We start from the raw sequence: 25,059 nt of genomic DNA on the forward strand, positions 1-25,059 counted from the left end.
CTGTCGTCAAACTCCCGTCGTTCGCCCGTAGGGCGGGCCCGGCGGCGGCGATGGGGGTCCCCCCGCGCGAGCGAAGCCGAGCGTGGGGGAGCGTGCGATCGCAAGGCGCCGGGCAGGCGGGAGTTTGACGACAGGGCCTAGGTCCTAGGACGGCAGTTCAGCGGCCCGGCGCCGCAGCAGTGCGCGCTCCTTCTCGTTGCGGGCCAGGCCGGCCGCCCGCTCGAACTCCGCCCGCGCCTGAGCCGTACGCCCGAGCCGGGCCAGCAGGTCGGCACGGACGCTGGGCAGCAGGTGGTAGTCGCGCAGGGCCGGCTCGGCGGCCAGGGCGTCCACCAGCTTCAGGGCCTCGGCCGGGCCGTCGGCCATCGACACGGCGACCGCGCGGTTCAGCTCGACCACCGGCGACGGGGCACGGACGGCCAGCAGGCCGTACAGGGTGGCGATGGCGCGCCAGTCGGTGTCCTCGTAGGCGTGGGCGTGCGCGTGGCAGGCGGCGATGGCCGCCTGGAGGGCGTACGGGCCCGGGGCCCCGGTCGCCGTGGCGTCGGCGCGGTCGAGGGCGCGGATGCCGCGGGCGATCAGCATGCGGTTCCAGCGGCGGCGGTTCTGGTCCTTGAGGAGGACGGGCTCGCCGTCGGGCCCGGTGCGGGCAGCCGTGCGGGACGACTGGAACTCCAGCAGCGCGGTCAGGCCGTGCACCTCCGCCTCCTTGGGCATCAGCGCGGACAGGACGCGGGCCAGGCGCAGCGCGTCCTCGCACAGGCCGGGGCGCAGCAGATCGTCGCCGGCGGTCGCCGCGTACCCCTCGTTGAAGATCAGGTAGATGACGTCCAGGACGGAGCCCACACGGCTCTCGCGGTCGGGGCCGCAGGGCACCTCGAAGGCGATGTTCTGCTTCGCCAGGGTGCGTTTGGCGCGGACGATGCGCTGGGCGATCGTCGGCTCCGGGACGAGGTAGGCGCGGGCGATCTCGGCCGTGGACAGACCGCCGAGCAGACGCAGGGTGAGCGCGGTGCGGGCCTCGGCGGACAGCACCGGGTGGCAGGTGGTGAAGACGAGCCGCAGCAGGTCGTCGTCGATGTCGTCCGGGTCGGCGGGCGCGTCGTACGACGGCGGGGCCGTCTCCAGGTCCCGGCCGAGCTCGGCGAGCTTGCGGGCGTAGGTCTCGCGGCGGCGGATCAGATCGACGGCGCGGTGCCGGGCGGTGGCCATGAGCCAGGCGCCGGGGTTGTCGGGCACACCGTCGCGGGGCCACCGCTCCAGGGCGGCGACCAGCGCGTCCTGGGCCAGCTCCTCGGCGATGCCGACGTCCCGGACGATCCGGGCGACACCGGCGACGACGCGGGGCGACTCCAGGCGGAAGACGGTCTCCAGGGCGAGAGCCGCGGGGGCCGCGGGGGCCGCGGGGGCCTGCGGTGCGGCGGAGCGCGGCGCGGTGGGCTGTGGTTCCACAGCCCACCATGCAACACCCTCCGGGGCTACGGAGCCACCGATCACTCGGCCTCGGCGATCTCCCGCACCTCGCAGGTCACCGTCCAGTACTCCTCATGGGTCCGGACGAACCGCTTGGTCCACTCCAGGGCCTCGTCCATGTCCTTGCACTGCATGAGGGCGTACCCGCCGATGACCTCCTTCGATTCGGTGAACGGCCCGTCGGTGACGCTGAGCTTCCCGCCCTCCCAGTTGACCCGCTTGCCCTGGCTCTGCGGGGTCAGCCCGGCGGTGTCGAGCATGACGCCGGCCTTGGTGATCTCCTCGATCAGGGCGCCCATCCGCTCCATCAGCTCGGGGCTGGGGCCCTCCGGAGGGACGGTGCTCTCGTCGATCTTCACGATGGAGAGGTAACGCGGCATGGTGACTCCTTCGGTGCGGGCGGGGCCGTTCCCCGCTCTCACCCCTTGCGTCGAACGACAGACACCCGGATCGACACACACGCCGGACTTCTTCGAAGAATTTTTCAGCAGACCCTTGCGAGGAACCTCCATGGCTTCAAGCACTTCGCCGGGTACGCGTCCTCGGCCGGGGCCCGGAATCCGGCCCCGGTGCGGGCGGGCGTGCGGGAGTTCGCGGACATCACCCTGCCCCCTTTCGAGATGGCGCTGCGCGAGGGCGGGGCCCGTTCGGTGATGGCGGCCTACACCGAGACCGACGGCGTGCCCGCCTCCGCCGATCCACGGCTGCTGACCGAACTGCTGCGCGAGGAGTGGGGTTTCACCGGCACGGTGGTCGCGGACTACGTCGGCATCGGTTTCCTGCAGACCCTGCACCGGGTCGCGGCGGACGAGGCGGCGGCGGCTCAGCTGGCGCCGGCCGCGGGCGTCGACGTCGAGCTGCCGACCCCGAAGTGCTACGGCGCACCGCTCGTCACCGCCGTACACCAGGGCCGGATCCCGCACGCGCTCGTGGACCGGGCGGCCCGGCGGGTCCTGACGCAGAAGTGCGAGCTGGGTCTGCTGGACGCGCGACCGCGCGGGCGCCGAGGTCGTCCAGCTGTACCTGCACGACCCGGTGGCGAGCGTGACCCGCCCCGACGTCCGCCTGATCGGCTACCGGCGCATCACGCTCTCCCCCGGCGAGTCCCGCCGGCTGACCTTCCGCTTCCACGTCGATCTGTCTTCCTTCACGGACCGCACGGGGGCCCGGGTGGTGGAACCGGGCGCACTGGAGCTGCGGCCGGCGGCGTCGAGCACGGACGTACGGCACACGGTCCGGCTCCGGCTGACCGGGCCGGTACGGGTGGTGGGCGCGGACCTGCGGCTGCGGTGCGAGGTGGAGGTGTCCCGGGGAGCCGATTGAACGCCTGGGGCCGGGTGGAACGTATTGAGCCACGGCGGAAGCACACCGAACGTACTTCCGCAAGACCCCTGACGCGGGCGTTCAGGAAGGTTTCAGGTTGCCCCTGGCAGGGTCGGGCCGTAAACGATCACCCCCCACACCCGGCAGGAGCACCTTTGACGACGACGAAGTCCGTGACGACGAAGTCCGTCATGAAGAAGCTGCCCGAGGTCACCCTCGCGTTCTGGATCATGAAGATCGCGGCGACGACCCTGGGCGAGACCGCGGGCGATCTGTTCGCCCAGACGCTCAAGCTCGGCTATTTCCTCACCACCATCGCCCTGTTCCTGGTGTTCGTGGTGACGCTGGTGGTGCAGCTGCGCTCCCGGCGCTACAACCCGTTCTTCTACTGGACCGTGATCCTGTCGACCTCCATGGCCGGCACCACCATGTCCGACTTCATGAACCGGGACGCCAGCGCGAAGTTCCTCTCGAACGGCGCCACACACCTCGGCTGGGGCCCGCAGGGACTGGGACTCGGCTACCCGGAGGGCGCCGCGATCCTGATCTCGCTCCTGCTGCTGATCTTCCTCGGCTGGAAGCTGAGCGGGATGACCTTCCAGATCACCGAGATCGTCACGTTCCGGGGCGAGGCCCTGTTCTGGGCGGCGATCCTGGTCTCCAACACTCTCGGCACCTCGATGGGCGACTTCCTGTCCGACAGCTCGGGCCTGGGCTATCTGGGCGGTGCGGCCCTGGTGACCGGCGTCCTGCTGGTGCTGGTCGCCCTGATGAGGGTCCCGGCGGTGCCGAACGTCCTGCTGTTCTGGATCGCGTTCGTGCTGACCCGCCCGCTGGGCGCCACGGCCGGTGACCTCCTGACCAAGCCGGTCGCCAAGGGCGGTCTGGATCTGGGGACGCAGGGCTCCTCGGCGGTGCTGCTCACGGTGCTGTTCGGCCTCATGGGGTACGCGCACCTCAAGGAGCGGCGGGCGGCGACGGTCCCGCAGGCCGCGAGCCCGGAGGCGGCCCGTCCGCAGGAGGCCGGACGCCGCTGAACGCGAAACCCCGCCCCGGAGAACCGGGGCGGGGTTTCTGTGGAGCGCCGGGCAGGCCTTGCACCTGCATCTCCCCGCAGGAAGCGGGACGTCTTTCCTTGGACCACCAACGCACTGCGTCCGGGGCGGTTTCCGGTTTCCCGGTTCCGGCCGTTCGCTGTGTGATGATCATAGCCCAGTCGAGCCGGGGCCGCCAAACCTCAGCCGTCCGCCACCGTCTCGAACCGCCAGCGGTGCACGGCCCGGGTCACCAACTCACCGTCGGGCTCCGGCAGTTCGGGAAGCTCGGCCTCGTACGACGCGTCCCACCACGTGATGACCAGCACCCGGTCCTGCGGCGCCCGGAAGGTCTCGCGCCGCAACGGCTCGGCGGCCAGCGGCTGTTCCCGCGCCCAGGCGAGCAGCTCCGCACCCCGGCCGACGACCGCCCGGGCCTCCCACATCAGCGCGACGGTCACGAGTACAGGTTCTCCTTGCTGACCTCGTGCACATGGTCGTGGGCCGGCACATGCGGGTCGGTGACCGGCAGGGAGGAGTCGGCGGACAGGTCCCAGCCGGAGGCGGCCCGGTTGCGGGCGACCATCTCGGCGCCGAGGGCGGCCACCATCGCGCCGTTGTCCGTGCACAGCTTGGGGCGCGGGACCCGCAGGCGGATGCCGGCCGCCTCGCAGCGCTCCTGGGCGAGGGCGCGCAGCCGGGAGTTGGCCGCGACACCGCCGCCGATCATCAGGTGGTCGACGCCCTCGTCCTTGCAGGCGCGGACGGCCTTGCGGGTCAGCACGTCGACGACGGCCTCCTGGAAGGACGCGGCCACATCGCGGACCGGGACCTCCTCGCCGGCCGCGCGCCTGGCCTCGATCCAGCGGGCCACGGCCGTCTTCAGACCGGAGAAGGAGAAGTCGTAGACCGGGTCGCGCGGGCCGGTCAGGCCGCGCGGGAAGGCGATCGCCGCCGGGTCGCCCTCGCGGGCGTAGCGGTCGATGACCGGGCCGCCGGGGAAGCCCAGGTTCAGCACGCGGGCGATCTTGTCGAAGGCCTCGCCGGCCGCGTCGTCGATGGTCGAGCCCATCGGCCGGACGTCGGAGGTGATGTCCGTGGACAGCAGCAGCGACGAGTGGCCGCCGGACACCAGCAGGGCCATCGTCGGCTCGGGCAGCGGGCCGTGCTCCAACTGGTCGACGCAGATGTGCGAGGCGAGGTGGTTGACGCCGTACAGGGGCTTGCCGAGGGCGTAGGCGTAGGCCTTGGCCGCCGAGACACCGACGAGGAGGGCGCCCGCGAGACCGGGACCGGCGGTGACCGCGATGCCGTCGAGGTCCTTGGCGGAGACGCCCGCCTCCTTCAGCGCGCGGTCGATGGTGGGGACCATCGCCTCCAGGTGGGCGCGGGAGGCCACCTCCGGGACGACACCGCCGAAGCGGGCGTGCTCGTCGACGCTGGAGGCGACGGCGTCCGCCAGCAGGGTGGTGCCGCGGACGATGCCGACGCCGGTCTCGTCGCAGGAGGTCTCGATGCCGAGGACGAGGGGTTCGTCAGCCATGGTTCTTCTCTTCGGTTGCTTCTGAGGTTGCTTCTGAGGTTGCTTCTTCGGGGGCTTGGCTGGTGATCAGGCGCATCACGAGCGCATCCACGTTGCCCGGCTGGTAGTAGCCGCGGCGGAAGCCGATGGGCTCGAAGCCGTAGCGTTCGTAGAGCTTCTGGGCGCGGACGTTGTCGACCCGGCACTCCAGCAGCACCTCGTGGCACTCGAACGCGGTGGCCGCGCGCAGCAGCTCTTCCAGCAGCCGGCCGCCGAGGCCGGTGCCCTGGAGGTCGCGGGCGACGGCGATGGTCTGCACATCGGCCTGGTCGCCGGAGGAGGCGAGGCCCGCGTACCCGACGATCCGGCCCTCCCGCTCGGCGACCAGATAGCGCCGGGTCGCCTCGGCGCCCCGGGCGTGGGCCAGTTCGGACCAGAACATGCCCCGCGACCAGGCGTCCTCGGGGAACAGGTCCTTCTCCAGCTCCAGGACCGGGTCGATGTCCCACCAGCGCATCTCGCGCATTCGCACGGTCACTTCGGGGTGACCACCTTGTAGTTCTTGGGGACCTGGGCGTCGGGCCGGCGCAGGTACAGCGGTCTCGGCTCCGGCAGCTCCGCACCCGCGGCCAGCCGCTCCGCGGCGAGCGAGGCGAGGGCGGCGGCGGAGACGTGCTCGGGCTCGTGGACGTTCGGGAACGTGTCCGGGTAGAGCAGCGCGCCCGCGCCGACCGCCGGGAGGCCCGCGACCCGCTCGGCGATGTCGGCCGGCCGGTCCACGGCGGGGTCGGTCAGCCGGGTGCGGGAGTCGGCGTACGTCGCCCAGTAGACCTCCTTGCGCCGGGCGTCGGTCGCCACGACGAAGGGGCCCTTCTCGATGTCGGCGGCATAGGCGAGGCCGTCAAGTGTGCACACGCCGTGCACCGGGACGCCCAGCGCGAGGCCGAAGGTGTCGGCCGTCATCAGGCCGACGCGCAGGCCGGTGTAGGGGCCGGGTCCGGTGCCGACGACGATGCCGGTGACGGCGTCCAGTCCGAGCCCGGCCTCGGCGAGCACACGGTCCACGGCCGGCAGCAGCAGCTCTCCGTGCCGGCGCGCGTCCACCTGACTCGACGAGGCGATGACGTCCGTGCCGTCGTGCAGCGCGACGGTGACGGCGGGGGTGGCGGTATCCAGAGCGAGCAAGAGCACGCGAACAGCCTACGGCGCTCACGGCTCGGGCAGCGCCGTCCGGGTCGTACGGTCACTGACTGCTACGGTCTGTACGAAGTACGACATATCGCATCAGTCGATACGAGGGAGAGGTGGACGCGCGTGGCAGGGACCAGCTCGGGGATCGTGGCCGGCCTCACCGCGGTGGCCCTCGGAGCCGTCGGCTTCCTCGCCTTCCAGGCCCAGGCGACCGTACCGGCGAGCCTCGGCGGCAGGGCCGGGGCGAGCGCGTCCCCCTCGACGACCGCCACCGGCACGCCCGGCTCCGACCCCGGCTCGACGGCCCTGCCGGGCGGCTCCGGTACGGGCGAACGGGTCGTGTATTCGCTGGGCGCCAACCGGGTCTGGCTGGTCGACCGCAGGAACCAGCTGGAGCGCACCTTCAAGGTCGCCCCGGGCACGGTCGACCCGCTGCCGGGCATGTACTGGGTCACGTCCCGGTCGAGCGCGATCACCGGCACCGACGGTGTCCCCATCGAGCATGTCGTGCGGTTCACCGAGGTGGACGGGCTGGCGGTCGGCTTCAGCGCGGCGGTGAGCAGCCCGGTGCGCCCCGCGGGCGACCCGAACGTACGGACCGGGGGGATCCGGGAGACGCGGGTGGACGGCGAGGCAATGTGGGACTTCGCGACCATCGGGGTGCGGGTGATGGTCATCCGCTAAGCGGCGGCTCGGGGGTGCCGTGAGGCATGCGATGAGAGGTTGTCGGCCGTGTGCGGGTCCGTTGCGGCTGGCCGCGCGGTCCCCCCCGCCCCTGGTGCCCCTTCGGGGCGTTCCTCGGGCCGCGGCGGCCTGGAGACCGCCTCCGCCGCCGCGCATGCCGCCAGCAGGTCGTGCATGGAGATGCCGGTGGGACCAGTGGGGCCGGTTGCGGGCATGGACGCCTCCTGTGGTGCGGGGGCGGGCATAGTTAGGCACACCTAACTACGGGCTGGGTACCATGTGACCACGCCCGGGACGTCCTGCGCAATAAGTTGCCGACGGCCTGTCGGAATCCTGATGCCGAGGCAGCGCTCAGGCGGCGAGCGTGTCCAGGCCGGCCTCGGCCCAGCGCGTGCCCAGCCCGGTCAGCGTCACGTGCCGTACCTCGTCCGTGGTGTCCCCGACCGCGCGGTGGATGACGACCTGGAGGCGGTCCTCGGTCAGTTCCTCGACCTTGCCCTCGCCCCACTCCACGACGATCACCGAGTCGGGCAGCGAGACGTCGAGGTCCAGGTCCTCCATCTCGTCCAGGCCGCCGCCGAGGCGGTAGGCGTCGACGTGGACGAGGGGCGGGCCGCCGCCGAGGGAGGGATGCACCCGGGCGATCACGAAGGTCGGCGAGGTGACCGCGCCGCGCACACCGAGGCCCTCGCCGAGCCCGCGGGTCAGCGTGGTCTTGCCGGCGCCCAGCTCACCGCTGAGCATCACCAGGTCACCCGCGCGCAGCAGCTTGGCCAGCCTGCGGCCCAGCTCCCGCATCTGCTCGGGCGAGGTGATCGTCAGCCGGGTCTCAGCGGGGTCGTGCGGTGCTGCTGGTGCTTCCATAGCCACTAACCGTAGCTCCTGCGGGCACCGCGCCCGCGCGGGTGAGCAGGTCGGCGAGGCGGTCGGTGACCGCTTCCGGATGCTCCAGCATCACCAGGTGCCCGGCGTCCGGGACGAGGACCAGCTCGGCGTCGGGCAGCAGGTCGGCGATGACCTCGCTGTGCTCGCTGGGCGTGACCAGGTCCTGGACGCCGGCCAGCACGAGCACCGGCATCTCCCGGAAGGAGGGGAGCGCCTCGGTCTTGTCGTGGTCGGTGAAGGCCGGGTAGAACTCGGCGACCACGTCGATCGGCGTGGACTCGATCATCCGCTCGGCGAACCGCTCCACGGCCGGGTCGACGTCCCGCCCGGCGAACGAGTAGCGCTTGATGACCCCGGCGAACAGATCGGCGGTGGCCCGGCGCCCCTTCTCGACCAGTTCCGCCTGCTGTCCGAGCGCCTTCAGCACGCCCGGCAGGATCCGGCGCACCGCGTTGACGCCGGCCAGCGGCAGCCCGAAGTCGACCTCGCCGAGCCGCCCGGACGACGTACCGACGAAGGCGGTGGCGACGACCCGGTCCCGGATCAGCTCGGGGTACTGGGCGGCGAGGGCCATCATGGTCATGCCGCCCATCGAGTGCCCGACCAGCACGATCGGCCCGTCCGGTGCGGCGGCGTCGAGGACGGCCTTCAGATCGCGGCCGAGCTGGTCGATGGTGAGCGGCACCCGGTCCCGGGTCTGGGCCACGCCCCGCCCGGACCGGCCGTGGCTGCGCTGGTCCCAGTGCACGGTCCGCACGACCCCGCGCAGGGCCGCCCGCTGGAAGTGCCAGGAGTCCTGGTTGAGGCAGTAGCCGTGGCTGAAGACGACGGTGACCGGGGCCGGGGCCTTGCGGCCGAACAGCCTTCGCCTGCGCGGGGAGACGTTCGGGCCCGGGTCGGGCTCGACCTCGTCGACCTCGTAGTACAGCTCGGTGCCGTCGTCGGCCCGCGCCTTGCCCGGGGTGCCGCGCAGCGTGCCGTAGGGGCCCGCGGAGTCCAGCGCCAGCCGGGCCTTTCTGCGCATGCCCCGGCCCACCGTCATCCGCTCGATGGCGACGCCGGCCGCCGCGCCCGCGGCGAGCACGCCTATCGCGGTACCGGCGATGCCGGTCGCCCTGCGCCAGCTCCCGGCCGCCCCCGCGGCCGAGGCGGCGGCCGCCGAGGCGACGGCGTCCGCCACGGCCTCCGCACTGCTCTCGCTCACGTACCGCTCCTCTTCGCCGTACTGCAGTTCGCCTGGGTGGTGAAACCGATGGAACCGATGGTGCCCATGCAACTGGTGTCACAGGTGAAGTCTGCGACGGGTGTCACAGGTGAGCCGGGTCGCTCTCGACCGGCTTACCCGAGTTCTTTCCCGTTCACATAGACGCGAGGAACCCGGGTTCCGATGCGCGTGACGATTTCATACGCGATCGTGCCGCAGGCCTGCGCCCAGTCCTCGGCGGTGGGCTCACCGCGGTCGCCGGGCCCGAACAGCACGGCCTCGCTGCCCACCGCGGGCTCGTCCCCGCCGAGGTCCACCACGAACTGGTCCATGGCGACCCGTCCGGCGACCGTGCGCCACTTGCCGTCGACCAGCACCGGGCCGGTGCCGGAGGCGTGCCGGGGGATGCCGTCCGCGTAGCCCACCGGCACCAGGCCGAGGGTGGTCTCGCCGGGCGTGACGTAGTGGTGGCCGTAGCTGACGCCGTGCCCGCCCTGGACGTGTTTGACCAGCGCGAGCGAGGCCCTGAGCGTCATCACCGGGCGCAGCCCGAAGTCGGCGGGGGTGCCCAGCTCGGGGCTGGGCGAGATGCCGTACATGGCGATGCCCGTGCGGACCAGGTCGAAGTGGGTCTCGGGGAGGGTGAGCGTGGCGGGCGAGTTGGCGATGTGCCGCACCTCGGGCCGCACGCCCTGCTCCTCGGCGTACGCCGTCATCTCCCGGAACCGGGCCAGCTGGGCGGCGATGGAGGGGTGCCCGGGCTCGTCGGCGCAGGCGAAGTGGGACCAGAGGCCGGTGACGCGGACGAGCCCGGCGCGCTCGGCCCGCAGGGCCTCCCCGACCAGCTCGGCCCAGTCGTCCCCCGGCTGGCAGCCGTTGCGGCCGAGCCCGGTGTCGGCCTTGAGCTGCACCCGCGCGGTGCGGCCGGCCTCGCGGGCGGCCGCGACGGCCTCGCGCAGGGCCCACATCCCGCTCAGGGAGAGGTCGATATCGGCCTCGATCGCCTGCCGCCAGGGGCCGCCCGGCACCCACAGCCAGCACAGGACGGGGCCCGGCAGCCCGGCCGCGCGCAGGGCGAGCGCCTCCTCGGGCGTGGCCGTGCCGAGCCAGGTCGCGCCCGCCGCGAGGGCCTCGCGGGCGCACGGCACGGCCCCGTGGCCGTAGCCGTCGGACTTGACGACGGCCATCAGGGCCGCGCCCGGCGTCCGGGCACGCAGGGCACGCACATTGGCCCGCAGGGCACCGAGATCGATCTCGGCGCGGGCGCGCAGGGGGGCGGTCGGCACAGTCGCAGTCTCACTCATCGCGCCCCCAGTGTCTCAGAGGGCCCCGCGGGCCCCGGTCGCAGTCTCAGCTAGCCGGTCGCTTCCCCCATACGTAGACGTGGTCGCCCGTCTTCAGTACGTCCCACAGTTTGCGCGCGTCACCGAGCTTCATGTTGACGCAGCCGTAGGAGCCGACGGTGGTGTAGATGCTGCCGTAGACGGCATGGAAGGCCTCGCCGCCGTCGAAGAACTGGGCGTACGGCATGGGCTCGTTGTACAGGGTCGACACGTGGTTCTTGTGCCGCCAGTAGACGGTGTGCCAGCCCTTGCGGGTGAGATGCCCGGTGCGCCCGCTGCGCATGGGGACGGGCCCGAACACCACCTTGGAGTCCTGCTGCACCCAGGTGAGCTGGCGGTCCAGATCGACGCAGGCGACCTTGTACGAGCGGACGGGACACTTCTTGGCGGCGTTCGGATCCTTCTTCGCCCCGATGAGCATCATGGTCGACCAGGTGACGGGCCCGGCGAACCCGCTGGCGGGCTTGATCTTGTGCTTGGTCTGGAAGGCGCGGATCGCCTCGCAGTCACCGGCGGACTGCTTCCCGTCGGCCTTCAGCTTCAGCCAGCGCTCCACCTGCCGCTGATAGGGCCCGGTCTTCTTGCTGCAGCTCACCTTGGCGACGGCGTCGGAGAGCGGCACGTACTCGATGAGGTCGTAGGCCCCCGGAGCCGCGTCCTTCGGCTCTACGGCGTCCTCGGCTTCGGTCGGGGTGTACACGTCCGGCGGCAGCGCCTGGTCGGGCGTGTCGATCTGCCAGGGCTGACCGGGCCCGAGGGCGACTCCGGGGACCAGGTCGGGTTCCAGGGCGGGGGCGGGGGCCGGGGCGGGCGGCGCGGGGGCGCCGGCCGCTGTGTGCGCGGTCGCGGGGAGGGCTGTCACGGTGGCGAGCAGCACCGTGACCGCCCGGGACGCGATTCGTCTGCTGATCATGCAATCAGCCAACGGGGTGGCTCCGCCGGATCAGCGGTGGCGCGCGGGAGGGTCACCCGAGGGGTGCAGTCGTTCACCTGCGGCGCCGTCAGGGCCGGTCGCGCCCGCGCGGCGGCAGCCGCACATCAACAGAGCCCCGCGCCCCCTAGGGAACCGCAGTGCCCCCGGCCCAGTCCCGCACGTTCCGCCACGCGTCCGGAATCCGCGCCGCCACGTCATGCGCCCCCGCCGGTGCGCCGTCGGCCGCGAAGCGCCCGGCCAGGCCGTGCAGGTACGCCGCCGCGCTGCCCGCGTCCCGGGCGGAGAGCCCCGCCGCCAGCAAGGACCCCGCGAGCCCCGACAGCACGTCCCCGCTCCCGGCCGTGGCCAGCCAGGAGGTCCCCGTGGCGTTGACCCGCACGGGCCCGCCGCCCGCGTCGGCGACCAGCGTCGTGGACCCCTTCAGCAGCACCGTCGCCCGGTACACCGCCGCCAGCTCCCGCACCGCGGCCAGCCGGGCCGCCTCGACCTCCTCGCGGCGCACCCCCAGCAGCGCGGCCGCCTCCCCGGCGTGAGGGGTCATCAGCGTCGGCGCCGTACGCCCGCGCACCGCGTCCCGCTCGGCCAGCCGCAGCCCGTCCGCGTCGAGGAGCACCGGCACGTCCGCGTCCAGCACCTCGGCCACGGTCGCCGCGTCGTCCCCGGCGCCCGGCCCGGCCACCCAGGCCTGTACGCGCCCCGCCTTGGCCGGCCCCCGATCGGACACGAGGGTCTCCGGGAAGCGGGCGATGACCGCCTGCGCCGCGGGCCCGACGTACCGTACGGCCCCCGCCCCGCCCCGCAGCGCCCCGGAGACGGCGAGTACGGCGGCGCCCGGATAGCGCGCGGATCCGGCGGCGATGCCCACGACGCCGCGCCGGTACTTGTCGCTCTCCGCGGCCGGCACCGGCAACAGCCGTGCCACGTCCGCGTGTTGCAGGGCCTGCAGGTCACCCTCGGCGGGCAGTTCGAGACCGATGTCGACGAGCCGGACGACCCCGGCGTACGCGCGCGCCGGATCGATCAGCAGCCCGGGTTTGTAGGTGCCGAAGGTGACCGTGAGGTCGGCCCGGATCGCGGCCCCCCGTACCTCCCCGGTGTCGGCCTCGACCCCGCTGGGCAGGTCCACGGCCACCACGGCGGCCCGGGACCGCTCGGCCACCCCGGCCGGCGCCGCGGCCTCGGGCCGCAGCCCGCCCTTGCCGCCGATCCCGACGATCCCGTCCACGACGAGATCGGCCCGCTCGATCAGCTCGTCGACGGCCGCGGACGCGGCGACGGATCCCCCGGCCCTGCGCAGCGCGGTGAGCCCCCCGGCATGCGCCCGCTCCGGCGCCAGCAGTACGGCCGTGACCCCGGCCCCCCGCCGCGCCAGCCGCGCCCCCGCGTACAGCGCGTCCCCGCCGTTGTCGCCGCTGCCGACGAGCAGCACCACCCGGCTGCCGTACACCCGCCCGAGCAACTCGGCGCAGGCGGCGGCCAGCCCCGCCGCGGCCCGCTGCATCAGCGCACCCTCCGGCAGCCGTGCCATCAGGGCCCGTTCGGCCGCCCGCACCGTCTCCACGCTGTACGCACTACGCATGCCACCGAGTCTGCCCCGGATCCCCCACGGCCCACACCCCAGGTCCTGTCGTCAGACTCCCGTCGTCCGCCCGCAGGGCGGGCCCGGCGGCGGCGATGGGGGTCCCCCCGCGCGAGCGAAGCCGAGCGTGGGGGGCGTGCGATCGCAAGGCGCCGGAGCGCCCTCGATGGGGGTCCCCCCGCGCGAGCGAATTCGAGCGTGGGGGAGGCGCCACGTGGGCGCTTCGGCAACGCGGCTGGGGGTGCCCCCTCTGGGGGAGTGCGTGCCAGGCGTCGCCGGGCAGGCGGGAGTTTGACGACAGGGCCTAGGCTTCAGCCCTCGGCGACCACCACGGCCGAGGCGACGCCCGCGTCGTGGCTGAGGGAGACATGCCAGGAGCGCACGCCCAGTTCGGCGGCGCGTGCGGCCACGGTGCCCTTCACCCGGAGCCGGGGCCGGCCGCTGTCCTCGACGTAGACCTCGGCATCGGTCCAGTGCAGGCCGGGCGGCGCGCCCAGAGCCTTCGCCAGCGCCTCCTTGGCGGCGAACCGGGCCGCGAGCGAGGCGATCCCGCGCCGTTCCCCGCTGGGCAGCAGCAGTTCCCGCTCCACGAACAGCCGTTCGGCCATCGAGGGTGTCCGCTCCATCGACGCGCGAAAGCGGTCGATCTCGGCGACGTCGATCCCCACTCCGATGATGCTCATGCCCGGAAGCCTACGGTCGCGCCCCGTCCCACCTGCCGAAACCCCCTGCCGAGCCGCATACGTGCCGTCTACGCTCCGTCCATGACGTCCCAGGCCTATCTCTCCGAACTGTTCTCGCTGGACGGCCGTGTCGCCGTGGTGACCGGAGGCAGCTCCGGCATCGGCCGGGCCATCACCGGAGCGCTGGCGCGGGCCGGCGCGGGGGTGGTGGTCGTAGCCCGCGGCAAGGAGCAACTGGCGGAAACCGTGGGCGAGTTGACCGACGCCGGCTGCCGGGCCGCCTGGGTCGCGGGCGATCTGGGCACCCGTGACGGGGTGCGCGCGGCGGCCGAGGAGGCGGCCGGTGTCTTCGGCGAGCCCGACATCCTCGTCAACTCCGCCGGGATCAACCTGCGGCCGCCGCTCGCCGAGCTGGGCGAGGACGTGTGGGACGCCACCATGGCCGTGAACCTCCAGGCGCCGTTCCTGCTGGGGCAGCGGTTCGGGCCCGGCATGGCCGAGCGGGGCTACGGCCGGATCATCCACATCACCTCCCAGCAGGCCCACCGCGCCTTCGTGCAGAGCGGGGCCTACGGCGTCTCCAAGGGCGCGCTGGAGTCGCTGGCCCGCTCGCAGGCCGAGGCCTGGTCGCCGTACGGCGTCACCGTCAACACGCTGGTGCCGGGCTTCGTGATGACCCCGCTCAACCAGCGGCTGTCCAGCGATCCCCAGAAGGTGGCGGCGCTGGCCGCGCGCACGATGACCGGCCGCAACGGTCTCGCCGAGGACTTCGAGGGCGCGGCCGTCTTCCTCGCGAGCCGCGCCTCCGCCTATGTCACGGGCCAGTCGATCCCCGTCGACGGGGGCTTCTCGGTCCACTGAGCAAAAACCGGCCCACGACCACCCCAAGATCGCGGCAAGTTCAGGCCCCCCGTAGTCTTCCGCGCGACCCGCGACCGGTGATCCGTTTTCCGACGGACGCCCTCGCACACCACGGGAGGACACCGCCTTGAAGTTGAAGTCCCTGGGCAGCGCGCTCACCACCGCGGCCCTCGTCGGCACGGCCCTCACCGGCGTCGTCGCCACCGCCGGCACCGCCACGGCCGGCACCGCCGCCGCTGCCAACCCGCCGCAGGACTGCAGCAGGTACATCATCAACGTGCCGGCCAAGGAGACCGTCAACGTGCGCACCGCGCCGAGGACGTCCGCCACCGCCATCGGCATCTGGGCCAAGGGCAAGAAGGGCGCTCTCTGCAACACCGGCAAGGCCTACAAGGGCGGCTCGTACAAGGCCTGCGGCAAGACGAGCACCATGTGGCTCTACGGCGGTGACAAGAGCACCGGCTGGGTCCCCGCGACCTGCATCAGCTGGTAACGGCCCGACCCGTCAAGGGGCGAACGGCAGGCTGCCGTTCGCCCCTCTTCGTCATTCCACCGTCACCGACTTCGCCAGGTTCCGCGGCTGGTCCACCTCGTTGCCCCGGGCGGTGGCCAGCTCGCAGGCGAAGACCTGCAGCGGGACCGTGGCCACCAGCGGCTGCAGCAGGGTCGGGGTGGCCGGGATGCGGATCAGATGGTCGGCGTAGGGGACGACCGCCTCGTCGCCCTCCTCCGCGATCACGATCGTGCGCGCCCCACGGGCCCGGATCTCCTGGATGTTGGAGACGATCTTGTCGTGCAGGACCGAGCGGCCGCGCGGCGACGGTACGACGACCACCACCGGCACGTCCTCCTCGATCAGCGCGATCGGGCCGTGCTTCAGCTCGCCCGCCGCGAAGCCCTCGGCGTGCATATAGGCGAGTTCCTTGAGCTTCAGGGCGCCTTCGAGGGCGACCGGATAGCCCACGTGCCGGCCGAGGAACAGCACGGTGTTCTTCGCGGCCAGGGTCCGCGCGAGCTCCCGTACCGGCTCCATCGTCTCCAGGACCCGCTCGACCTCCTCCGAGATCCGGGCGAGGTCCTTGATGACGGCCTGGATCTCGTCGCCCCACTTGGTGCCGCGCACCTGGCCCAGATACAGCGCCACCAGATAGCAGGCCACCAGCTGGGTCATGAACGCCTTGGTGGAGGCGACGGCGACCTCCGGGCCCGCGTGCGTGTACAGCACCGCGTCCGACTCACGGGGAATCGTCGAGCCGTTGGTGTTGCAGATGGCCAGCACCTTGGAGCCCTGCTCGCGGGCGTGCCGCAGCGCCATCAGGGTGTCCATGGTCTCGCCGGACTGGGAGATGGCGATCACCAGGGAGCGCCCGTCCAGGATCGGGTCCCGGTAGCGGAACTCGCTGGCCAGCTCCACCTCGCACGGGATGCGCGTCCAGTGCTCGATGGCGTACTTGGCGATCAGGCCGGCGTGGAAGGCCGTACCGCAGGCGACGATGACGACCTTGTCGATCTCGCGCAGCTCGGACGGGGCGATCCGCACCTCGTCCAGGGTGAGGGAGCCGGACGGGTCGATACGGCCCAGCAGCGTGTCGGCGACCGCCTTGGGCTGCTCGGCGATCTCCTTGAGCATGAAGTAGTCGTAGCCGCCCTTCTCGGCGGCCGACGCGTCCCAGTCCACGTGGTAGCTGCGGACCTCGGCCGGGCGGCCGTCGAAGCCGGTCACCGTGACACCGTCCCGGCGCAGCTCCACGACCTGGTCCTGGCCCAGTTCGATCGCCGAGCGGGTGTGGGCGATGAACGCGGCGACGTCGGAGGCGAGGAAGGCCTCGCCCTCCCCCACGCCCACCACGAGCGGCGAGTTCCGGCGGGCGCCCACGACCACGTCCGGCTCGTCGGCGTGCACCGCGACCAGCGTGAACGCGCCCTCCAGCCGCCGGCACACCAGCCGCATGGCCTCCGCCAGGTCGGCGGTCGCCGAGAACTCCTCGGCGAGCAGATGGGCGACGACCTCGGTGTCCGTCTCCGAGGTCAACTCATGGCCGCGCTCGGCCAGTTCGGTCCGCAGGACCGCGAAGTTCTCGATGATGCCGTTGTGTACGACGGCGACCCGGCCCGCGTTGTCGAGATGCGGGTGGGCGTTGCCGTCGGTGGGGCCGCCGTGTGTGGCCCATCGGGTGTGTCCGATGCCGGTCGCGCCCGTCGGCAGCGGCCGTTCGACCAGTTCCTTCTCCAGGTTGACGAGTTTCCCGGCCTTCTTCGCCGCGGCCAGTCCGCCGTCGGCGAGGACGGCGACGCCCCCCGAGTCGTATCCCCGGTACTCCAGTCGCTTCAGCCCGGCCATCACGACATCGAGCGCCGACTGCGACCCTACGTATCCCACGATTCCGCACATGAGCCGCAGCCTACGGCCCATCAGGCGACAGAAAACGCTTCCGTCTGCCCGGATTCGGAAATTCCCACCGCCATACGAACGCCGAACACGGCCGCACGACCGGCTGGCGCGGCTCCCAGCGCACCTGGAGCGGCACCGCGCGGGCGCCGATCGTGCACCGCGGATCCTCCGCCGGCTCCGGGCCGGAGCCCCGGAGCCGCCCCGACCTGCGCCACCCTCCTCAACAGCGCCTTCTCCAGCCTCCGGGCCGACCTGCTGATCACCGGCGACCGCGAGCGCGTCGAAGCGGCCCTGGCTGCGTGACCGGGCTGCGTGACGGACCCCACCCACCACGGAGTTCAAACTCCGTTAACAATGGAATGTGATCTCACCGGTCTCCCCGATGCCCCGGAGCGCTCACCGGCACAGGCCGGAGGCGACTCCCTACGTCGACCTCACCCGCGCCGAGTGGAGCGCGCTGCGCGACAAGACGCCGCTGCCGCTCACCGCCGAGGAGGTGGAGAAGCTGCGCGGTCTGGGCGATGTGATCGACCTGGACGAGGTGCGGGACATCTACCTCCCGCTCTCCCGGCTCCTCAACCTCTACGTCGGCGCCACGGACGGCCTCAGAGGCGCCCTGAACACCTTCCTCGGCGAGCAGGGCTCCCAGTCCGGCACCCCGTTCGTCATAGGCGTCGCCGGCTCGGTGGCCGTGGGAAAGTCCACGGTCGCCCGTCTCCTCCAGGCCCTGCTCTCCCGCTGGCCGGAACACCCGCGCGTGGAACTGGTCACGACGGACGGTTTCCTCCTGCCCACCAAGGAGTTGGAGGCCCGCGGCCTGATGTCGCGGAAAGGATTCCCCGAGTCCTACGACCGCCGGGCCCTCACCCGTTTCGTCGCCGACATCAAGGCGGGGAAGGACGAGGTGACGGCCCCCGTCTACTCCCACCTCATCTACGACATCGTCCCGGACCGGAAGCTCACGGTCCGCCGCCCCGACATCCTGATCGTCGAGGGCCTCAACGTCCTGCAGCCCGCCCTGCCCGGCAAGGACGGCCGTACCCGGGTCGGCCTCGCCGACTACTTCGACTTCAGCGTGTACGTCGACGCGAGCGCCGAGGACATCGAGCGCTGGTACCTCAACCGCTTCAAGAAGCTGCGCCAGACCGCCTTCCAGAACCCGGACTCGTACTTCCGCAAGTACACCCAGGTCTCCGAGGAGGAGGCCCTCGACTACGCCCGCACCCTCTGGCGGACGATCAACAAGCCGAACCTGACCGAGAACATCGCCCCCACCCGAGGCCGGGCCACCCTCATCGTGCGCAAGGGCCAGGACCACAAGGTGCAGCGCCTGAGACTGCGCAAGCTGTAACCACCCGGGGGCCCGGGACTGTGTCGATGTGCGGCTCCGCCGCGATGGGGGTCCCCCCGGGTTCGAGCGAAGTCGAGAACTTGGTCGAGAACTTGAGGGGAGCGACGAGCCACGACGAACTCGCGGCCCGCAACGCACAGTTCCCGGCACCCCGGACCCGGATCTCAGCCCAACGCCGACTTCACGGCATCGGCCAGCCGCCCGGCAACGGACCGAGCCTGCTCGATGTCCGCGGCCTCGACCATCACCCGAACCAACGGCTCGGTACCCGAGGGACGGAGCAACACCCGCCCCGTCTCGCCGAGTTCACGCTCCGCCTCGGCGACCGCCGCGGCGAGATCCGCCGACGTCTTCACCCGCGACTTGTCCACATCCGGCACGTTGATGAGGACCTGCGGCAGCCGCTCCATCACAGAGGCGAGCTCCCGCAGCGAACGGCCGGTCTCCGCGACCCGCGCGGCCAGCAGCAGACCGGTCAGCGTGCCGTCACCGGTCGTCGCGTGATCGAGGATGATCACGTGCCCGGACTGCTCGCCGCCGAGGGCGTACCCGTGCTGCTTCATCTCCTCCAGCACGTACCGGTCGCCGACGGCCGTCTGCACCAGCCGGATCCCGGCCCGCTCCATGGCCAGCTTGAAGCCGAGGTTGGACATCACGGTGGCCACCACGGTGTCCGCCCGCAGCGCGGAGCGCTCCCGCATGGCCAGCGCCAGCACGGACAGGATCTGGTCGCCGTCGATCTCCTCGCCGGTGTGGTCCACGGCCAGGCAGCGGTCGGCGTCGCCGTCGTGCGCGATGCCGAGGTCCGCGCGGTGCTCCACGACCGCGGCCTTCAGCTGGTCGAGATGGGTCGAGCCGCACCCGTCGTTGATGTTGAGCCCGTCCGGCGCCGCACCGATCGTGACGACCTCGGCGCCCGCCCGGGAGAACGCCTCCGGCGAGACCCCCGAGGCCGCGCCGTGCGCTTCGTCCAGGACGATCTTCAGCCCGTCCAGCCGGTTGGGCAGCACGGACAGCAGGTGGCCAACGTACTGCTCGAAGCCCTCGCCGTACGAGCGGACGCGCCCCACGCCCGCGCCGGTCGGCCGCTCCCACGGCTCCCCGTGCCGGTGGGAGTCGTACACCGCCTCGATCCTGTCCTCCAGTTCGTCGGCGAGCTTGTGGCCGCCGCGGGCGAAGAACTTGATGCCGTTGTCCGGCATGGCGTTGTGGCTGGCGGAGAGCATCACGCCCAGGTCGGCGCCGAGCGCGCCGGTCAGGAACGCGACCGCCGGGGTCGGCAGCACGCCGACGGTCAGGACGTCCACGCCGGCACTCGCGAGGCCGGCGACCACGGCCGCCTCCAGGAACTCCCCGGACGCCCGCGGGTCCCGTCCGACCACCGCCTTCGGCCGGTGGCCCTCGAAGGTGCCCGCCTCGGCCAGCACGTGCGCCGCCGCCACGGACAGGCCGAGCGCCATCTCGGCCGTCAGGTCCGCGTTGGCGACACCGCGCACGCCGTCCGTACCGAAGAGTCGTCCCACTTGTCCTCCTGAGGAAGCGTCCTTGCTGCCATGCATGGTGGCAGACGCCGGGTCATCCGATCACACCAGCCTTTGAGCGTCTTTTGTCGTTATACGCCCTTGACCGGGATAAACGAGCGCCCCGGCAGCACATGTGGCGTGCCGCCGGGGCGTTCGGAGTACGTAGGGGCCGTAACCCGTAGAACGTACGAGCAGGCAGCGAAGCTTAGCGCTTGCTGTACTGCGGGGCCTTGCGGGCCTTCTTCAGACCGGCCTTCTTCCGCTCGACCGCGCGGTCGTCGCGGCGCAGGAAGCCGGCCTTCTTCAGCGGGCCACGGTTGTTGTCGACGTCGGCCTCGTTCAGCGCGCGGGCGACACCGAGACGGAGCGCACCGGCCTGACCGGAGACGCCGCCACCCGCGATGCGGGCGATGACGTCGTAACGGCCCTCGAGCTCGAGCACCTTGAAGGGCTCGTTGACTTCCTGCTGGTGCACCTTGTTCGGGAAGTAGTCCTCAAGGGTACGACCGTTGATCTTCCACTTGCCGGTGCCCGGGACGATCCGGACACGGGCGATGGCGTTCTTGCGGCGGCCCAGGCCGGCGGCGGGCTGGGGCTCACCGAAGCGCGAGGCGAGGGACTCGGAGGTGTACTCACCCTCCACCGGAACCTCGGACTCGGTGGTGTAGCTCTCGATGTCTTCGATCTCTTCGATCGGCTGCTCGGCAGTGGTCTCGGCCACGATTCTCCTCAGATTCTCTTCAGTCTTAGGGGGTGGCCGGACTTACTGCGCGACCTGGGTGATCTCGAACGGAACCGGCTGCTGGGCAGCGTGCGGGTGGTTCTCGCCGCGGTAGACCTTCAGCTTGGAGAGCATCTGACGGCCCAGGGAGTTCTTGGGGAGCATGCCCTTGACGGCCTTCTCGATGGCCTTCTCGGGGTTCTTGTCCAGCAGCTCGTCGTAGCGGACGGAGCGCAGACCACCCGGGTAGCCGGAGTGGCGGTACGCCATCTTCTGGGTCCGCTTGTTGCCGGACAGGTGCACCTTGTCGGCGTTGATGATGATGACGAAGTCACCAGCGTCGACGTGCGGCGCGTAGATCGGCTTGTGCTTGCCCCGGAGGAGGGTCGCTGCGGTGGTGGCGAGACGGCCCAGGACAACGTCCTGAGCGTCGATGACGTGCCACTGGCGCGTCACATCGCCGGGCTTGGGGCTGTACGTACGCACGGTTCGTAGCCTTCGCTTCGAGTGAATGGTCCTGAACAGGTCACCGAAACGATCACGACAGCCTTGACCGCACCGCGGTGACGCAAACCGCGTGCTGGTCGCTGGTCATCGGCCCGGCGGACCGGTGTAAGGGCCCGTCCCGTGAGAATGAGCAAGCCAATACACAACGAAGAAGCAGAATACCTGGGCCTCCCCGGACGGGTCAAAACGGCGCTCTTCCCGCTCGCGCCGGGGGACAAACGCGGCATGCCGCCGGACGCGCTCCGGCACCCCGCGCGCCCCGTCTAAGATGCGCCCCATGAGTTACGGGCAGGGGGGACCCCAGTCTCAGTGGGATCCCTGGAAACCGCATTCCCAGCAGCCCTGGAGCAGCGGCGACGATGACGGGACCCCGGACTGGGCCGCGCTCGCCGAGGCCTCGGAGTCCCGGAACAAGCGCCGCAAGCTGCTGTTCATAGGCGGCGGCGCGGTCGCCACGGTCGCGATAGGCACGGCGGTCGCCATGGCCGTCGTCTCGGCGAACAGCGGCAACGACGCCCACGGCACCCCCACCAACCTGCCCGCCAGCGCCTCCGTGCCGAGCGGCTCGGCCACGCCGTCCTTCGCGCCCACCAGCGCCCCGCCGCCGCTGGACCCGAAGGAGTTCATCGCCAGCGCCAAGAAGGACACCGCCCCGCTCAGCGCCGACAGCCTCTTCCCCGGCACGCAGCTGACCATGGGCGACACGGTGTACAAGAAGGGCGCCACGGACGACACCACGAAGTGCGCCACCGTCGCGGGCGGCACCCTGCCGAAGATCCTCGACGCCAACCGCTGCACCCGCCTGATCCGCGCGACCTACACCAACGGCCAGGGGATCGCGATCACCGTCGGCGTCGCCCTCTTCGACGACCAGGCACAGGCCGCGAAGGTCAAGGCGCAGGCCGCCAAGAAGGCCGTGGTGCGCTCCCTGCCCGGCAAGGGCGTCAAGAACTTCTGCGACGCCGCGATCTGCCTGACCACCACGAACGCCGTCGGCCGCTACGTCTACTTCACGACCGGCGGCTTCCTCAACGGCAAGGACGTCACCGACAAGGACACGAAGGTCTTCCGCGTCGGCGACGACCTGCAGCAGTTCACCTTCAACCAGATCTACCGCCGCGGCCAGGCCGAGGCGTCCGCGGCGGCGAACCGGTAGGGCCCGACCCGCCGGACGGTCCCCCGCTCAGCAGCACCCCGCCGACGGCAGCGAGCGTTTGTTCCGCGCCTCCTTGTTGCGCGCGGCCAGCAGCTCGTCGGCGGGGTAGCCGACCTCCTCCAGGGTCAGCCCGTGCGGCCGTACGACATGCACGGCGGAGTCCCGCACCCCCGCGGCCAGCACCTTCCCGGGCCACTCCGGGCCGCGGTGGCCGTCCCCGACGAACAGCAGCGCCCCGATCAGCGAGCGCACCATGTTGTGGCAGAAGGCGTCGGCGCGCACGGTGGCAGTGACGATCCCGTCGGAGCCGCGCACGAGGCTCAGCTCCTGGAGCGTACGGATGGTGGTCGCGCCCTCCCGCCGCTTGCAGTAGGCCGCGAAGTCGTGCTCGCCCAGCAGCTGCCGGGCGGCCTCGTTCATGGCGTCGACGTCGAGCGGCCAGTCGTGCCAGAGGACGTGGTTGCGGAGGATGGGGTCGACACCACCGGGATTGTCCGTGACCCGGTACGCGTACCGGCGCCAGACGGCGGAGAAACGGGCGTTGAAGCCGCTCGGCGCCGGCCTGAGGGCCCACACCCGCACATCCTTCGGCAGCCGCCCGGCGAGCCGCTTGAGCAGCTTCTGGTTGTGCTCCCGCCAGACCTCCTCCGGCAGATCCACGTGCGCCACCTGCCCCCGCGCATGCACCCCGGCATCGGTCCGCCCGGCGACGGTCAGTTCGTACGTCTCCCTCGACCGCGTCACCGTACGCAGGGCGTCCTCGATCTCCCCCTGCACGGTCCGCTTCCCGCCGGCCTGCTTGGCCCAGCCGTGGAAGTCGGTGCCGTCGTAGGAGATGTCGAGGCGGACCCGGACGTACCCGGGCAGTACTTCGTCACTCACTCCTGGATCCTCTCAGGAAACGCGGAACGGGCCCGCCCCGAGGGGCGGACCCGTTCACTGCAAGGCAGAGCCTCAGGCGTCCTTGTCGCCTTCACCAGCCGCTTCCGCGGCGGGCTCAGCCGGAGCCGCGTCCTCGACGACCTCGTCGGCCTTGGTCTCCTCGACCTTGGCCTCCTCGGCCTCCTTGACCGCACGCTTGGTGGCGGCCTCGGCCTCGCCGGTCGCCTGCTGGGCGACCGTCAGCGCCTCGACCAGCTCGATGACAGCCATGGGCGCGTTGTCGCCACGGCGGTTACCGATCTTGGTGATGCGGGTGTAGCCACCCGGACGGTTCTCGTACCGCGGGCCGATCTCGGTGAAGAGCGTGTGGACGATGCCCTTGTCCGTGATGACCTGGAGCACCTGGCGGCGGTTGTGAAGGTCGCCCTTCTTCGCCTTGGTGATCAGACGCTCGGCGTACGGCCGCAGGCGGCGGGCCTTCGCCTCGGTGGTGGTGATACGGCCGTGCTCGAAGAGCGCCTTCGCGAGGTTCGCGAGGAGCAGCTTCTCGTGCGCGGCGCTGCCGCCCAGACGGGCACCCTTGGTGGGCTTCGGCATTGTTCTTCTCCTGTGTGTCTGCCCCGGCCGTGTCAGGTACCGGGGTCAGTATCCGAGCGGGCGGTTGCCCGTCGGAGATCCGGGCGTCCCCGAAGGGGCGCCCGGAAGGGGCGCGGGGAACTGCGCGATCAAGCACAGCGCACCCGCACCCAAGTACGGACCGTCTGGCCCGAGCTCTTAGTACTGCTCGGTCTCGACGAAGCCCGCGTCGGCATCGTCGTCGGCGCCGAAGGCGTCCGCGGCGGCCGTGGGGTCGAATCCGGGCGGGCTGTCCTTCAGGGCCAGGCCCATGCCGGCCAGCTTCGCCTTGACCTCGTCGATGGACTTCGCACCGAAGTTGCGGATGTCCAGCAGGTCGGCCTCGGAGCGCGCGACCAGCTCACCCACGGAGTGGATGCCCTCGCGCTTGAGGCAGTTGTACGACCGAACGGTGAGCTCCAGCTCCTCGATCGGCAGCGCCAGGTCGGCGGCAAGGGCGGCGTCCGTCGGGGACGGGCCCATGTCGATGCCCTCGGCGTCGATGTTCAGCTCACGGGCGAGACCGAACAGCTCGACCAGCGTCTTACCGGCGGAGGCCATGGCGTCACGCGGACGCATCGCCTGCTTGGTCTCGACGTCGACGATCAGCTTGTCGAAGTCGGTGCGCTGCTCGACACGCGTGGCCTCGACCTTGTACGTGACCTTCAGAACCGGCGAGTAGATCGAGTCGACCGGGATACGGCCGATCTCCTGGCCCACCTGCTTGTTCTGCACGGCGGAGACGTAACCGCGACCGCGCTCGACGGTCAGCTCCATCTCCAGCTTGCCCTTGCCGTTGAGCGTGGCGAGGACCAGGTCGGGGTTGTGCACCTCGACACCGGCCGGCGGCGCGATGTCGGCGGCGGTGACCAGACCCGGGCCCTGCTTGCGCAGGTACATCACGACCGGCTCGTCGTGCTCCGAGGAGACGACCAGCTGCTTGATGTTGAGGATCAGGTCGGTGACGTCCTCCTTGACACCCGGCACGGTGGTGAACTCGTGCAGGACACCGTCGATGCGGATGCTGGTGACAGCAGCACCGGGGATCGACGACAGGAGCGTACGGCGCAGGGAGTTGCCGAGGGTGTAGCCGAAGCCCGGCTCCAGCGGCTCGATCACGAACCGGGAGCGGAACTCGTCGACGACCTCTTCGGTCAACGAGGGACGCTGAGCGATCAGCATGTGTGGATCAGATC

General features: G+C 71.6%; 25 protein-coding genes and 1 pseudogene. 7 read left to right on the forward strand and 19 right to left on the reverse strand.

The genetic code is table 11. The features are described 5' to 3' along the window. Nucleotides 1–144: 144 nt before the first annotated feature. Both AB5L52_RS17705 and AB5L52_RS17710 read right to left on the reverse strand, forming a co-directional pair. A complete protein-coding gene (locus AB5L52_RS17705) occupies nucleotides 145–1,374 on the reverse strand; it encodes an RNA polymerase sigma factor (RefSeq protein WP_369368914.1) in 1,230 nt (409 codons plus the stop codon). Nucleotides 1,375–1,493: 119 nt separating this feature from the next. Next, entirely contained in the window at nucleotides 1,494–1,853 is a 360-nt protein-coding gene (locus tag AB5L52_RS17710) for a YciI family protein (RefSeq protein WP_351021587.1), read from the reverse strand. 138 nt (nucleotides 1,854–1,991) lie between these two features. On the opposite strand from AB5L52_RS17710, the pseudogene AB5L52_RS17715 reads away from it, so the two are divergent. Both AB5L52_RS17715 and AB5L52_RS17720 read left to right on the forward strand, forming a co-directional pair. Beyond that, nucleotides 1,992–2,796 (forward strand): annotated as a pseudogene (locus AB5L52_RS17715) (glycoside hydrolase family 3 N-terminal domain-containing protein); the annotation flags it as partial. A 155-nt stretch (nucleotides 2,797–2,951) separates the two neighbouring features. Then, nucleotides 2,952–3,833 (forward strand): hypothetical protein, encoded by an 882-nt coding sequence (locus AB5L52_RS17720; RefSeq protein ID WP_351021589.1) that lies wholly within the window; start codon nucleotides 2,952–2,954, stop codon nucleotides 3,831–3,833. Nucleotides 3,834–4,033: 200 nt separating this feature from the next. On the opposite strand, the gene AB5L52_RS17725 is transcribed toward AB5L52_RS17720, so the two are convergent. The 4 genes from AB5L52_RS17725 to tsaB are packed head-to-tail and all read right to left on the reverse strand — an operon-like array spanning nucleotide 4,034 to nucleotide 6,543. Beyond that, nucleotides 4,034–4,291 carry a hypothetical protein gene (locus AB5L52_RS17725; RefSeq protein WP_369364968.1) on the reverse strand — a complete coding sequence of 86 codons (258 nt, stop codon included), beginning with the start codon at nucleotides 4,289–4,291 and terminating at the stop codon, nucleotides 4,034–4,036. Next, on the reverse strand, nucleotides 4,288–5,373 hold the full coding sequence (tsaD, locus tag AB5L52_RS17730) for a tRNA (adenosine(37)-N6)-threonylcarbamoyltransferase complex transferase subunit TsaD (protein WP_351021593.1): 1,086 nt from the start codon (nucleotides 5,371–5,373) through the stop codon (nucleotides 4,288–4,290). The genes AB5L52_RS17725 and tsaD overlap by 4 nt, the downstream gene beginning before the upstream one ends. Continuing rightward, entirely contained in the window at nucleotides 5,366–5,878 is a 513-nt protein-coding gene (gene rimI / locus AB5L52_RS17735; protein ID WP_369368916.1) for a ribosomal protein S18-alanine N-acetyltransferase, read from the reverse strand. Before rimI ends, tsaD begins: the two co-directional genes overlap by 8 nt. A gap of 8 nt (nucleotides 5,879–5,886) precedes the next feature. Beyond that, nucleotides 5,887–6,543: a tRNA (adenosine(37)-N6)-threonylcarbamoyltransferase complex dimerization subunit type 1 TsaB gene (gene tsaB, locus AB5L52_RS17740; protein WP_351021595.1), complete on the reverse strand. Its 657-nt coding sequence runs from the start codon at nucleotides 6,541–6,543 to the stop codon at nucleotides 5,887–5,889. Nucleotides 6,544–6,666: 123 nt separating this feature from the next. On the opposite strand from tsaB, the gene AB5L52_RS17745 reads away from it, so the two are divergent. Continuing rightward, the gene (locus AB5L52_RS17745) at nucleotides 6,667–7,227 is read left to right on the forward strand and encodes a hypothetical protein (protein WP_369364970.1); all 561 of its coding nucleotides are present in this window, start codon (nucleotides 6,667–6,669) and stop codon (nucleotides 7,225–7,227) included. 351 nt (nucleotides 7,228–7,578) lie between these two features. On the opposite strand, the gene tsaE is transcribed toward AB5L52_RS17745, so the two are convergent. The 6 genes from tsaE to AB5L52_RS17775 all read right to left on the reverse strand — a co-directional run bounded on the left by tsaE (nucleotide 7,579) and on the right by AB5L52_RS17775 (nucleotide 13,855). Then, complete coding sequence (tsaE, locus tag AB5L52_RS17750; RefSeq protein WP_351021599.1) at nucleotides 7,579–8,091, reverse strand: tRNA (adenosine(37)-N6)-threonylcarbamoyltransferase complex ATPase subunit type 1 TsaE; 513 nt, start codon at nucleotides 8,089–8,091, stop codon at nucleotides 7,579–7,581. Next, entirely contained in the window at nucleotides 8,057–9,316 is a 1,260-nt protein-coding gene (locus tag AB5L52_RS17755; RefSeq protein WP_351021601.1) for an alpha/beta hydrolase, read from the reverse strand. Before AB5L52_RS17755 ends, tsaE begins: the two co-directional genes overlap by 35 nt. 134 nt (nucleotides 9,317–9,450) lie before the next feature. Beyond that, nucleotides 9,451–10,620, reverse strand: coding sequence for an alanine racemase (gene alr / locus AB5L52_RS17760; RefSeq protein ID WP_351021603.1), 1,170 nt, complete (start codon nucleotides 10,618–10,620; stop codon nucleotides 9,451–9,453). Nucleotides 10,621–10,666: 46 nt separating this feature from the next. After that, nucleotides 10,667–11,572 (reverse strand): L,D-transpeptidase family protein, encoded by a 906-nt coding sequence (locus tag AB5L52_RS17765; protein ID WP_351021605.1) that lies wholly within the window; start codon nucleotides 11,570–11,572, stop codon nucleotides 10,667–10,669. 145 nt (nucleotides 11,573–11,717) lie between these two features. Then, the gene (locus tag AB5L52_RS17770; RefSeq protein ID WP_369364972.1) at nucleotides 11,718–13,172 is read right to left on the reverse strand and encodes an NAD(P)H-hydrate dehydratase; all 1,455 of its coding nucleotides are present in this window, start codon (nucleotides 13,170–13,172) and stop codon (nucleotides 11,718–11,720) included. A 311-nt stretch (nucleotides 13,173–13,483) separates the two neighbouring features. Continuing rightward, on the reverse strand, nucleotides 13,484–13,855 hold the full coding sequence (locus AB5L52_RS17775; RefSeq protein ID WP_351021609.1) for a holo-ACP synthase: 372 nt from the start codon (nucleotides 13,853–13,855) through the stop codon (nucleotides 13,484–13,486). An 81-nt stretch (nucleotides 13,856–13,936) separates the two neighbouring features. Here AB5L52_RS17775 and AB5L52_RS17780 point away from each other — a divergent pair, with 81 nt between their 5' ends. Both AB5L52_RS17780 and AB5L52_RS17785 read left to right on the forward strand, forming a co-directional pair. Then, on the forward strand, nucleotides 13,937–14,716 hold the full coding sequence (locus AB5L52_RS17780; RefSeq protein ID WP_369364974.1) for an SDR family NAD(P)-dependent oxidoreductase: 780 nt from the start codon (nucleotides 13,937–13,939) through the stop codon (nucleotides 14,714–14,716). A gap of 127 nt (nucleotides 14,717–14,843) precedes the next feature. After that, nucleotides 14,844–15,209 carry a hypothetical protein gene (locus AB5L52_RS17785; protein ID WP_369364976.1) on the forward strand — a complete coding sequence of 122 codons (366 nt, stop codon included), beginning with the start codon at nucleotides 14,844–14,846 and terminating at the stop codon, nucleotides 15,207–15,209. A gap of 51 nt (nucleotides 15,210–15,260) precedes the next feature. On the opposite strand, the gene glmS is transcribed toward AB5L52_RS17785, so the two are convergent. Next, a complete protein-coding gene (glmS, locus tag AB5L52_RS17790; protein WP_351021614.1) occupies nucleotides 15,261–17,108 on the reverse strand; it encodes a glutamine--fructose-6-phosphate transaminase (isomerizing) in 1,848 nt (615 codons plus the stop codon). A gap of 382 nt (nucleotides 17,109–17,490) precedes the next feature. Here glmS and coaA point away from each other — a divergent pair, with 382 nt between their 5' ends. Then, the gene (gene coaA / locus AB5L52_RS17795) at nucleotides 17,491–18,459 is read left to right on the forward strand and encodes a type I pantothenate kinase (RefSeq protein WP_351021615.1); all 969 of its coding nucleotides are present in this window, start codon (nucleotides 17,491–17,493) and stop codon (nucleotides 18,457–18,459) included. A 164-nt stretch (nucleotides 18,460–18,623) separates the two neighbouring features. Here coaA and glmM read toward each other — a convergent pair whose 3' ends face one another. From glmM to rplM, 3 genes are all read right to left on the reverse strand, one after another. Next, nucleotides 18,624–19,982: a phosphoglucosamine mutase gene (gene glmM / locus AB5L52_RS17800; protein ID WP_351021617.1), complete on the reverse strand. Its 1,359-nt coding sequence runs from the start codon at nucleotides 19,980–19,982 to the stop codon at nucleotides 18,624–18,626. Nucleotides 19,983–20,187: 205 nt separating this feature from the next. Beyond that, nucleotides 20,188–20,703, reverse strand: a complete 516-nt coding sequence (gene rpsI, locus AB5L52_RS17805; RefSeq protein WP_023547363.1) for a 30S ribosomal protein S9 — start codon at nucleotides 20,701–20,703, stop codon at nucleotides 20,188–20,190. A gap of 42 nt (nucleotides 20,704–20,745) precedes the next feature. After that, nucleotides 20,746–21,189, reverse strand: a complete 444-nt coding sequence (gene rplM / locus AB5L52_RS17810) for a 50S ribosomal protein L13 (RefSeq protein ID WP_171114355.1) — start codon at nucleotides 21,187–21,189, stop codon at nucleotides 20,746–20,748. A gap of 298 nt (nucleotides 21,190–21,487) precedes the next feature. On the opposite strand from rplM, the gene AB5L52_RS17815 reads away from it, so the two are divergent. Next, entirely contained in the window at nucleotides 21,488–22,366 is an 879-nt protein-coding gene (locus AB5L52_RS17815; RefSeq protein ID WP_351021620.1) for a hypothetical protein, read from the forward strand. Nucleotides 22,367–22,393: 27 nt separating this feature from the next. Here AB5L52_RS17815 and truA read toward each other — a convergent pair whose 3' ends face one another. The 3 genes from truA to AB5L52_RS17830 all read right to left on the reverse strand — a co-directional run bounded on the left by truA (nucleotide 22,394) and on the right by AB5L52_RS17830 (nucleotide 25,045). Beyond that, nucleotides 22,394–23,248, reverse strand: a complete 855-nt coding sequence (gene truA / locus AB5L52_RS17820; protein ID WP_351021622.1) for a tRNA pseudouridine(38-40) synthase TruA — start codon at nucleotides 23,246–23,248, stop codon at nucleotides 22,394–22,396. A gap of 72 nt (nucleotides 23,249–23,320) precedes the next feature. Continuing rightward, nucleotides 23,321–23,845: a 50S ribosomal protein L17 gene (gene rplQ, locus AB5L52_RS17825; protein WP_351021624.1), complete on the reverse strand. Its 525-nt coding sequence runs from the start codon at nucleotides 23,843–23,845 to the stop codon at nucleotides 23,321–23,323. A gap of 177 nt (nucleotides 23,846–24,022) precedes the next feature. Continuing rightward, entirely contained in the window at nucleotides 24,023–25,045 is a 1,023-nt protein-coding gene (locus tag AB5L52_RS17830) for a DNA-directed RNA polymerase subunit alpha (protein ID WP_003966937.1), read from the reverse strand. Between the last annotated feature and the right edge of the window lie 14 nt (nucleotides 25,046–25,059).

This window comes from Streptomyces sp. CG4, assembly GCF_041080655.1.
Lineage (GTDB): Bacteria > Actinomycetota > Actinomycetes > Streptomycetales > Streptomycetaceae > Streptomyces.

What these genes read in the sequence shown, in the direction of transcription:
- AB5L52_RS17710 (WP_351021587.1), bottom strand. Translation starts at nt 1,853, where the DNA reads ATGCCGCGTTACCTCTCCATCGTGAAGATCGACGAGAGCACCGTCCCT.
- tsaD (WP_351021593.1), bottom strand. Translation starts at nt 5,373, where the DNA reads ATGGCTGACGAACCCCTCGTCCTCGGCATCGAGACCTCCTGCGACGAG.
- rimI (WP_369368916.1), bottom strand. Translation starts at nt 5,878, where the DNA reads ATGCGCGAGATGCGCTGGTGGGACATCGACCCGGTCCTGGAGCTGGAG.
- tsaE (WP_351021599.1), bottom strand. Translation starts at nt 8,091, where the DNA reads ATGGAAGCACCAGCAGCACCGCACGACCCCGCTGAGACCCGGCTGACG.
- alr (WP_351021603.1), bottom strand. Translation starts at nt 10,620, where the DNA reads ATGAGTGAGACTGCGACTGTGCCGACCGCCCCCCTGCGCGCCCGCGCC.
- AB5L52_RS17765 (WP_351021605.1), bottom strand. Translation starts at nt 11,572, where the DNA reads ATGATCAGCAGACGAATCGCGTCCCGGGCGGTCACGGTGCTGCTCGCC.
- AB5L52_RS17770 (WP_369364972.1), bottom strand. Translation starts at nt 13,172, where the DNA reads ATGCGTAGTGCGTACAGCGTGGAGACGGTGCGGGCGGCCGAACGGGCC.
- AB5L52_RS17775 (WP_351021609.1), bottom strand. Translation starts at nt 13,855, where the DNA reads ATGAGCATCATCGGAGTGGGGATCGACGTCGCCGAGATCGACCGCTTT.
- AB5L52_RS17780 (WP_369364974.1), top strand. Translation starts at nt 13,937, where the DNA reads ATGACGTCCCAGGCCTATCTCTCCGAACTGTTCTCGCTGGACGGCCGT.
- glmS (WP_351021614.1), bottom strand. Translation starts at nt 17,108, where the DNA reads ATGTGCGGAATCGTGGGATACGTAGGGTCGCAGTCGGCGCTCGATGTC.
- coaA (WP_351021615.1), top strand. Translation starts at nt 17,491, where the DNA reads ATGCCCCGGAGCGCTCACCGGCACAGGCCGGAGGCGACTCCCTACGTC.
- AB5L52_RS17815 (WP_351021620.1), top strand. Translation starts at nt 21,488, where the DNA reads ATGAGTTACGGGCAGGGGGGACCCCAGTCTCAGTGGGATCCCTGGAAA.
- rplQ (WP_351021624.1), bottom strand. Translation starts at nt 23,845, where the DNA reads ATGCCGAAGCCCACCAAGGGTGCCCGTCTGGGCGGCAGCGCCGCGCAC.
- AB5L52_RS17830 (WP_003966937.1), bottom strand. Translation starts at nt 25,045, where the DNA reads ATGCTGATCGCTCAGCGTCCCTCGTTGACCGAAGAGGTCGTCGACGAG.